At 68.1% G+C, this 8,548-nt stretch carries 10 protein-coding genes; 3 read left to right on the forward strand and 7 right to left on the reverse strand.

The features are described from left to right. Positions 1-223 precede the first annotated feature (223 nt). The gene (locus AB0I34_RS43820) at positions 224-562 is read left to right on the forward strand and encodes a hypothetical protein (RefSeq protein ID WP_360458582.1); all 339 of its coding nucleotides are present in this window, start codon (positions 224-226) and stop codon (positions 560-562) included. A 28-nt stretch (positions 563-590) separates the two neighbouring features. On the opposite strand, the gene AB0I34_RS43825 is transcribed toward AB0I34_RS43820, so the two are convergent. From AB0I34_RS43825 to AB0I34_RS43840, 4 genes are all read right to left on the reverse strand, one after another. Further along, a complete protein-coding gene (locus AB0I34_RS43825; RefSeq protein ID WP_360458585.1) occupies positions 591-1,517 on the reverse strand; it encodes an alpha/beta fold hydrolase in 927 nt (308 codons plus the stop codon). 508 nt (positions 1,518-2,025) lie between these two features. After that, a complete protein-coding gene (locus AB0I34_RS43830) occupies positions 2,026-2,664 on the reverse strand; it encodes a glycerophosphodiester phosphodiesterase (protein WP_360458588.1) in 639 nt (212 codons plus the stop codon). Next, positions 2,661-3,566: a lysylphosphatidylglycerol synthase domain-containing protein gene (locus tag AB0I34_RS43835; protein WP_360458591.1), complete on the reverse strand. Its 906-nt coding sequence runs from the start codon at positions 3,564-3,566 to the stop codon at positions 2,661-2,663. The genes AB0I34_RS43830 and AB0I34_RS43835 overlap by 4 nt, the downstream gene beginning before the upstream one ends. Before the next feature lie 84 nt (positions 3,567-3,650). Then, positions 3,651-4,466, reverse strand: a complete 816-nt coding sequence (locus AB0I34_RS43840) for a phosphatase PAP2 family protein (RefSeq protein WP_360458594.1) — start codon at positions 4,464-4,466, stop codon at positions 3,651-3,653. Between the two features lie 153 nt (positions 4,467-4,619). Here AB0I34_RS43840 and AB0I34_RS43845 point away from each other — a divergent pair, with 153 nt between their 5' ends. Beyond that, positions 4,620-4,976, forward strand: coding sequence for a hypothetical protein (locus tag AB0I34_RS43845; RefSeq protein ID WP_360458597.1), 357 nt, complete (start codon positions 4,620-4,622; stop codon positions 4,974-4,976). Between the two features lie 157 nt (positions 4,977-5,133). On the opposite strand, the gene AB0I34_RS43850 is transcribed toward AB0I34_RS43845, so the two are convergent. The 3 genes from AB0I34_RS43850 to AB0I34_RS43860 form a co-directional block, all read right to left on the reverse strand. After that, positions 5,134-5,718, reverse strand: coding sequence for a CBS domain-containing protein (locus AB0I34_RS43850; protein ID WP_360458599.1), 585 nt, complete (start codon positions 5,716-5,718; stop codon positions 5,134-5,136). A gap of 42 nt (positions 5,719-5,760) precedes the next feature. Next, positions 5,761-6,588: a universal stress protein gene (locus AB0I34_RS43855; protein WP_360458602.1), complete on the reverse strand. Its 828-nt coding sequence runs from the start codon at positions 6,586-6,588 to the stop codon at positions 5,761-5,763. A gap of 87 nt (positions 6,589-6,675) precedes the next feature. Next, entirely contained in the window at positions 6,676-7,548 is an 873-nt protein-coding gene (locus AB0I34_RS43860) for a universal stress protein (RefSeq protein ID WP_360458605.1), read from the reverse strand. 245 nt (positions 7,549-7,793) lie between these two features. On the opposite strand from AB0I34_RS43860, the gene AB0I34_RS43865 reads away from it, so the two are divergent. Then, positions 7,794-8,375 carry a PEP/pyruvate-binding domain-containing protein gene (locus AB0I34_RS43865; RefSeq protein ID WP_360458608.1) on the forward strand — a complete coding sequence of 194 codons (582 nt, stop codon included), beginning with the start codon at positions 7,794-7,796 and terminating at the stop codon, positions 8,373-8,375. Positions 8,376-8,548: the final 173 nt, after the last annotated feature.

Consider the following 8,548-nt stretch of genomic DNA (forward strand, 5'->3'; position numbering starts at 1 on the left):
TGTGAAGCCTTCGACAAGCCACACCCCAACCGGAGGTTCTCCTCACGTCAACCCCAACTCACCTGCCACCAACGTCTTGTCCCGGTACATCTAGCCGGTTGCCGATGAAGGCCCTGACGAACAGGCCGAACGGCCCGTGACACCCATGGCGGGGAGGGGAGACCGTCGAGATGGTGCAGGCCCGCGATGAGCTGCGGACTCGCCGACGGAGAGGGGAGTCACCATGTCCGAGCAATCTCCGAAGCCTTCCGGCACAGTTGCCGCCTCCCAACCGCGTCAGGCAACCATGGGCTCGAAGCTGTGGTTCGTCTGGATGGTCGGGATGTGGATCATCTTCTTCGTTCTGCTGCGCTCCGACCGGCTCGACGCGCTGGCGAGCTCGATCCGGGATCTGCCGATCGTCGCCGAGCTCGTGGTCTGGTTCCTGTGCTTCCCCTGGGTGCTCGGCACTGCCGTCTGGACCAGCGGATGGTCGGAGTGGCTCCGCGTCCTCCTGGTCGTCATCTTCGCCGCAGGCTGGACCATCATCTCGATCCCCCGCCCGAAGCAGCCCAAGCAATAAAGGGACGTGGCCAGGACTTTCGTGGTGGTCAGGGCAAGGTCTTGTTGCCTTCGAGGTGGAGGGCGGTCGCGAGGAAGGTAGTGACCCGCTGTTCCCACTCGCGCGGATGGGTATTCAGAGCGCCGGTGTGTCCAGTGTGGGGGACGATCCATAGTTCGACGGTGCCGGCTGACGCGGATCGGATGTAGTGGCCCGCGTCTCCTTCGTCGGTACGGTTGCTTGCGGCAATCAGTAGCACTTTCCGTGGCGCGGTCGCAGCCACCGCATCGCGCAATGCCGGCGGTTGATCAGCGGGGGTGAACAGGTCGGCGATTCCGTAGGTCAGCCAGTCCAGACCCTCCTGAAGGCCGCCGCGCCAGCCGAACTCGTCGGACAGCCACTCCCGATCAGCGGGTACTCGATGGGTGGCGCCCTCGGCGACGACAGCCCGGATCCTCCGGTCGCTTGCCGCGGCCCCGATCGCCTCCTCACCGCCCATTGACAATCCGACCGCGGCAATCAGGTCGTCGTCGACGTCCGGTTGCGTCTGAAGGAACGACACGGCCGCGGTGACGTCTTCGTCTCCGTACCAACCGAAGTCCATGGCGCGGCCGCCGCTGCGGCCATGACCACGCGCGTCGAACAGCAGGACGCCATACCCGTGATGCGCCAGCGCGACAGCGTGCTCGAGGACGTTCGAACGAGTCGAGCCGGCGCCGTGGAGCAAAGCCACGGCCGCGTGGTTGCCGGACGGGATGTACCAGCCGGCCAGAGCTACCTCATCAACGGTCCTGAACTTGACTTCGGTAAAGGCCAAGCCGTGGTTCGCCGGAGTGGCCAACCCGACCGTCGTGGGCGGTACGTTGGTTGCCCCCACCGCCGGACCGATCGACAGCAGCGCGATGGCTACCGCAGCCAGAAGGGCAGGAACCAGCAGGAGGCGGCGCCAACTCCGGGCCGCGCGCACCAAGGTCACACCCCCGAGAGCGAGCAGGACCAGACCGGCCGCCAGAATCGCGAGTCCGATGATGGTGATGAGATGGAAGCCCGCCTTCACCAGGTACGGCGGGCCGAGGCCAACCCCCACGCCGAGCACGAGGCATCCGGTCGTGAACACCAGGCTCGCTTGGAGGATCTGTCGATGGGGACTGACTCGCTTCATCGTGCGTCACCTCCGCAGGCCGCGGATGCGCGGCCCTCTCGACCCAGCCTGTGGTGCGAGGCAGCCGCAACACAGTGCCGGAGGTCCTCATACCGCAGGGCAGATGGTCGAGCGGGTCCTGTGGCCCTTGAACTGCATCCGGAAGCGTCACCATCACCGACAACGGGGGCCAGGCCGGCCCTGATCGGCGTCTGCCCGGACAACGCAGTGATCAAGCTCGGCAACGGCAAGTACGAGATCGACCTCGACTTCTGCAAAGGCTGCGGCCACTGCGCCGCCCGAATGCCCCCAGCGGCGCCATCACCATGTCCCCCGAACGCTTCTAGTCGCCAACGCTGTCTGGGCGGAGCAGCGAGAGGTTCTTTCCGATGACGGCGTCGACGCCGAGGTGGTGGGCGTGGCGGAGGGCTTGGTCCGTGTCGACTGGCCAGGTGAAGACGAGGGCGGCGTGGCGGTGGAGTTCGGTGACGAGGTCGGGGGTGAGGAGTCGGCGGTGGATGCAGACGCCGTAGGCCGGGCGTGTGCGTAGCCGTTTCCGCAGGCGCCGCAGGGCGCGGCGGCTGCCGGCCGACAGCACCAGGCGAACGTGCGGGCGGTCGCGGAAGGCGTTGAGCATCCACCAGTGCTGGGTGCAGATGGTGACCGTGCCGGCCGGGATGGCCGCGGCCAGGCGCTTCGCGAGTCTCGGGTGGACGCCTTTCAGGTCCAGAAGCAGACGAGGGTCGCCGTTCGCCGCCTCAAGCAGGCCCTCCAGGTGGAGCATGTGGGTGTCGCGGCGGCGGACGAAGATGCCCTGGTCCCAGAGCCACCACGGTCCGAGTGACTTGAGATGGCGTACTTCGAGGCGCCGCCGGAAGGCATGGATATCGGCCTCGACCAGGTCTGCGCCTGCTGTTAGTGCGGTCCGCAGCGTGTCCAGGTCGTTCCCGGCCCTGTGTGCAACGACCAACTGATGCGTCATGAGGTACCCGGCGACGGTTCGGTGAACCAGCCGCGCCAGCGCAGGAAGAGGCAGCCCCCGCCCACCAGGAGAGCCGGGATCCAATAGAGCAGCGCTGTCAGGGCGACGGCTCCGAAGGCGGCTGACCACGAGACGCCGATGGAGGCCAGGCCGGCGACCAGGGCTCCCTCGCGTGGGCTCGCTCCGTGGACTCCGGGCAGCACGCCTGCGAGTTGACTGGCTCCGAAAACGGCGACGAGTTGGACGGGTGACACCGAGTCGCCGACCGCGTGGATGGCTCCGACGAGCAGGCCGAGAATCGTGGTCTGATACCCGACGGACAGCAGCACCCCGAGCGCGAAGACCTTCGGTGATGGCCACGGCCAGCGTCCGGTCAAGCCCGGTCGCCGGCGGTTCACGAGCAGGGCCACCACCAGTACGACGGCCGCGGCTGCCAGAGCGACGGCGAGTACGGCCAATGGCATCGCGACGCCGCAGATCGCGACAGCGAGGATCAGCCCTATCGCGCCGACGAAGCGGTCCAGCGCGACCTCAGACACCGCGGCGGTCCGCCGTACGCCGACGCGCTCCAGCCGATGAACTCTCCACAGGTCGGCGCCGGCGTGCCACGGGGAAACGAGGCCGAGGACCTCACTCTCCGCGTAGGCACGGAGGTGCCAGCGCCGCGAGCGGCCGCTGGTCGAGAGCGCGTGCCACCGTAGTGGGCAGAGAACGTACTTGCCGATAGCGAAGGGCAGCAGGCCCGCGATCGCGGGCAGCACCGCTGTCTGTGGGACGCGGTCGACGTTCCACAGGGAGAGGCCGACGGCGGCCAATAGCGCGGTGATGTGAGTGACGCGGTGGGTGAGGATCGCGCGGGCGATCCGCCAGAGCTGTGCGATGCGCCCAGGTCCCAGTGGCACGGAGGGCTCCTTCCGGGCACTCGGGACAACGGAGCGTGAGGGGTTGGATGCGGCCTGCCGAGTACCTGACGGGTCAGACAATAGCTACGGTTCCTGGCTGCCGCATCCTGGCGTACGCGTAGTGGACATTCCGTCAGAGGCCGACGGACGTACCGCCGGCTCAACCGTTGCTCTCGGCGCCATGGGCCGACGACGATGCCGTTGGGCGAGACGGGTGGCCGCGAGCAGGGCGAGGAGGGCGATGACGCCGCCGATCAGGCCGTCGAGGAGGTAGTGGTTCGCGGTCAGCACGATCGAAGCGAGCATCGCCGGCGGCATCAGCCAGCCGAAGAGCCGGGCGATCCAATGGCCGCCGAAACTCGCCCAGGCGATGCCCATCAGCAGGTTCCAGCCGAAGTGCAGGCTTGGCACCGCGGCGTACTGGTTGACGAAGGCAGGCGGTTGCAGCACGCGGTAGGCCGAGGTCTGCTCGGTGACTGTGTCGACGAAACCGTAGCCGGTCAGGAACCGTGGCGGCGCGACCGGGAAGACCGCGAAGATGAGCAGTCCGATCGCGCCGGAGATGAGCATGGCGTTGCGGAATCGTGAGTACTCGTCACGGTGCCGGATCATCAACCACAGCAACGTGACCGCGAGCACCGGCCAGTGCCCGTAGATGTAGAAGTAGCTGACCGCGTCGACCAGCCAGCCGTGATGCGCGACCGCGTTCTGCATCCCGGGCTCGGTGAAGATGCCGGCGGACTGCTCGATCTCGACGATTCGCTCCGCATTGCGGTATGCCAGGTCGACCCGCGTCTCCATCAGCCCGCGGACCCCGAAGTACAGGCCGATCCCGGCGAGGATGACCACGACCTCCCACGCGACCCGCCGCCGCCTGGCACCGCTCAGCCTCAGCGACATGAGTTCACCCCCTCCGGCCACGATGTCGGACCGGAGCCTGCGGATGCAGGGGCCTTTGGGTCCTTCACCGTGAGGACTTCGACCCTGCTGTGGTGCTGCCCGCAGGACGACGGTGGAGGTGTAGGGAAGGAGGTGAGGTTGATGAGGCTTAAGGTGAGGGATCTTGTCGCGATGCTGCTGGTTGCTGCGATCGCCGTGCCGTATGTCGGTTACCTGATCGACGGCGATGTGCCGTTCGTGCAGGACGCTCGTGGAATGGCCGCGGTCGGACTGCTGCTGGGAGCCGTGGCGTTCGCGGTGCTGGTCGGCGGGAACAAGCGGGATCGCGCCGGCAAGATCGAGACTGGGCTCGCGATGCTGTCCACGGTACTGGGGCTGGTCGCGCTCGCCCTCGCGGAGACCGCCGCAGCGGAGGTGCTGCTGGCGATCTTCATGGGGTCGATCCTGGTCGTTCTGGCCGCCGAGCTGATCGACCACGCCGGCTGGTGGCACGCCGGTCACCCGGTCTGATCCAGCCGAACCCTGCAACCCGGCCGGTGCGGCGAACCACGTCGCACCGGCCGAACCTTTGCAGCCCGCACGTGCGGGGCTTTCTGCTGCGTACGGCGCGGCGAGGTCTCGGTGTATCAGGCCGGTGGCGAGCGGATCCCTGCGCCGCATCCTCGTGTCAGTGGATGCGGACAGCGACGACACCCTTGACGGTGCCGGCCAGCACGTCGGCGAGCTTGCACTCGTGTGGATCGGACGGGCCGGTGACCGTGACGACTCCGTCGTGGACTTCCACCTGCCAGTCCGGGCACTCGGCGTCGATCAGTTCGCGCACCTCCGTGCGGATCCGGTCGTCGCGGCCGGCCAGCAGGTGGACGATGTCGCTGCGGCTGATCATGCCGACGATGCGGCCCTTGTCGAGCACAGGCAGGCTCTTGACCATCGTCGACCACATCAAGTCGATCGCGACCTCGAGATCGTCCTCGGCATCCACAGTGGCTACCAGGTAGCTCATCACGTCGGCCACCCGGCGAGGCGGCGTCTCGGCGGTCGTGCGGACTGCGGCGACGGGAACGCGGTCGTTCAGCAATGCCGCGTCCTGTACCAGGTCCGCCTCACTGACGATTCCGGCGAGAACGCCGCCCTTGTCGACAACAGGCATCGCGGTGATCTTACGATCGTCCAGGAGTCGCAGCGCCTTGCCGATCGGCGTCTCGGCGGTCACGGTGACCGCCGGTGCGGTCATCAGGTCCCGGATCATCATCGTCATCACCTCGTTGTGCGAAGGTCTCGAAACTCTGGATGGTCAGCCGCCGACGGTGGCGGCCGGGATCACGGCGACCGGCGAGGTCGCATGGTGCAGCACGGTCTGGCTGACCGAGCCGAGCATCATGCCCGCGAAGCCACCGCGGCCGCGGGAGCCGAGTACGATCAGGCTCGCGTTCGCGGACAGCCGGAGGATCTCTTCGGCGGGATGGCCGGTGACCCGGACGATGTCGGCATCGCTGCCGCCGTCGCGGGCCGCCAGCTCTGATTCGGGGTCGTGCACGGCGTCGTCGGCGAGGTGCCGAGCGGCGATCACGCGCACCGGCAGGCTGTGTCGTCGGGCGTACTCCAGCCCGAAATCCAATGCCTTCAGGCTGGGCGACGATCCGTCGTAACCGATGACCACAGGTCCGGGCACAGCGTCCAGTTCGGTCGCTGTCGTCTCGCCGGGATGGACGATGACAACCGGGCAGTGCGCGTTGGCGGTGAGGTCGAGACCGGTCGAGCCGATCAATGCGCCCAGGGTCACGCCGAGGCCGCGGGTTCCGATCACTACCAGGTCCGCGTCCGTCGACGCCTCGATCAGCACAGGCGCCGGGAAGCCGTCGGCCCGCAGTCCTTCGACCGTGATCCCGGGCTCGAACTTCCTGGCCGACTCGACTGACTCTCGGACGATCCTGTCGGCGGCGGCCCGCAGGCCGGGCGCCGCCTCACTTGCACCGAGCGGCAGGTGGAACAGGGGCCAGACGAACGCGTGGACCAATCGCAGCTCGGCGCCGCGCGCCGCCGCTTCGGTCGCGGCCCATCTGATCGCGATCTCCGCGGCCGGTGAACCGTCGATGCCTGCCACCACTCGTCGCTTGGTCATCGTTGCCTCCTTCAACTTCACCCTCCCTCGCCGCGGGCCGGGCTCCCAGAGGCGAAGGTCCCACCCGATCGCGGTCTTCGGTCAGCGTCAGCTGGGCGAGTCGGTGTGCACGATGGCGACCGGGCATTGCGTGTGGTGGAGGAGACCGCGAGAAACCGAGCCGAGCCGCAGCGCGGTGAACTTGGCGCGACCGACACCTCCGACGACGACCAGGTCGGCGGCCTTCGAGTGCTGCGCCAGCACCTGGACGGGATGTCCCGGACGATAATGGGTGCGGAACTCCACGTCCGGGTACTTCTCCGGCCATCCGGCCAGCGATTCGGTGATCAGTTGCCGAGCGTCGTGGTACCACGGGGTGTCCTCGGGGTCGATCCAGACGCCGGGAGGCGGGAAGTCCTGAGGCGCGCGCGGCACGTGGACGATGGTGAGCTCGGAACCCCGTTCGCCAGCGAACTCGAAGGCGAATCCGAGTGCAGCCTGGCATGCGTCCGAGCCGTCAACACCTACGACGACCATGCCGAAGTCACCGTCGTCGCGGCTCCAGTGGTCCGGTACGACGACCGTCGACGTCCTCGCGAGCGCCGTACACACCTGTGAGATGGAGCCGAGAGTCAACTCGGCGAAACCGCCGCCGCCCCGTCGGCCGATGACCAGGAGTCGCGCGGTACGGGCCAGGTGCAGCAGGACCTCGGCGGCGTGACCGTGCCGGACCTCGAGGCTCGCGCCGGTGAATCCGATCGTGGCCAGTTCGTCCGCCGCGTCCTCCAGCACCTCGGCGCTGTCCTCGAGATGCGGTACGGCGACCAGCGGCTGGCCCGGCCGGTCATCGTCGGCCACGTGAACGGCTCGAACAGCCCAGTGCCTTCGGGCGGCCAGGTCTGCGGCCCAATCCAGGGCGAGAAGGCCGTCGCGTGACCCGTCGATCCCTACCACGATCGTCGGTTGTACCTGTGCGGACATGGCCGTCACCTCCGAATGTCTGCTTTCAGGGAAGCCCGTCCGGCCTCGCAGCGAGCAGAGTCGGAGGCCATCGTTGCGGGGGACCAACGACCCGCCGCGCCGTTGCGGGTCAGGAGGGACCGGGGACCTTCGGCCCTGGGGTGAGATCGCGCCCGGCGATGGACTGAGGGTGTGAGCATCCGCGACCGGAGGGGGCGGCCATGAACGAGTCCAGGACTACTTGGCCGGACCGGCCGGTGCGCCTTGTGCCTAGGGGGCATCGCGACCCTGAGGGGTCCGCCGGCTTCGCCGTGACCTCTGCGGCCTATCGAGAGTTCGTTCGGTCGGCGCGGCTGCGGCCCTTCATCGGCGGAGAGCTTCGTCGGTGGCGCGCAGGCCGGGATCTGATCGCCGTCGGTGCCGCCATCCGGACCGCCTTCGCAGACGCGGAGTGGCCGGTAGGTGTCGCGGGGGCGATCGCGGCCGGCTATGCACGGTTGGGCGGCGACGGCACCGCGGTGACGGTGCGCAGCCTCGGCTCCAGCCATCACGAGGTCTTCCACGATGTCAGGACGACGAACGACGTGCTAGCGGCCTGCAGGCGCTGCTTCGCGGCGCCGTTCACCGACGAGGCGATCGCCGATCGCGAGGCGTGCCGGGTGAGCCAGTTCGATGTCGCGGTGTCGATCGGGATCGAGCGCGAGTCGCCTCCGGTCACAGTCACGTCCACGGGCTTCGCCCCGACCGCCGCCGAGTGCGCCGGCTACGTCATCGACAACGCCGAGGTCCGCCAACTCGCAGCCTGGGCAGTCGCCCTCGACCGCAATTACGGCCGACGCGTCAACTGAGAGAGCCGAAGGTCCCGCCGCGTGCGGTTCCAAGGGCCCTGTCGCTGGGTGATGGCGAGCGATGTGCTGGGCGTGACGATCTAGGAGCGAAATGACCACATCAGTGCCGCAGGTGGCGGATGGGTTCACGGTGATGCGTGCGCTGGCCGAGCTGCCGAAGTCGCGGCGGATCA

Source organism: Kribbella sp. NPDC050281, assembly GCF_040655855.1.
GTDB lineage: Bacteria > Actinomycetota > Actinomycetes > Propionibacteriales > Kribbellaceae > Kribbella.

Bases quoted from the DNA above. Each gene is read 5' to 3' on its own strand.
- AB0I34_RS43855 (WP_360458602.1), bottom strand. From the start codon at position 6,588: ATGACCAAGCGACGAGTGGTGGCAGGCATCGACGGTTCACCGGCCGCG.
- AB0I34_RS43860 (WP_360458605.1), bottom strand. From the start codon at position 7,548: ATGTCCGCACAGGTACAACCGACGATCGTGGTAGGGATCGACGGGTCA.
- AB0I34_RS43840 (WP_360458594.1), bottom strand. From the start codon at position 4,466: ATGTCGCTGAGGCTGAGCGGTGCCAGGCGGCGGCGGGTCGCGTGGGAG.
- AB0I34_RS43820 (WP_360458582.1), top strand. From the start codon at position 224: ATGTCCGAGCAATCTCCGAAGCCTTCCGGCACAGTTGCCGCCTCCCAA.
- AB0I34_RS43850 (WP_360458599.1), bottom strand. From the start codon at position 5,718: ATGATGATCCGGGACCTGATGACCGCACCGGCGGTCACCGTGACCGCC.
- AB0I34_RS43830 (WP_360458588.1), bottom strand. From the start codon at position 2,664: ATGACGCATCAGTTGGTCGTTGCACACAGGGCCGGGAACGACCTGGAC.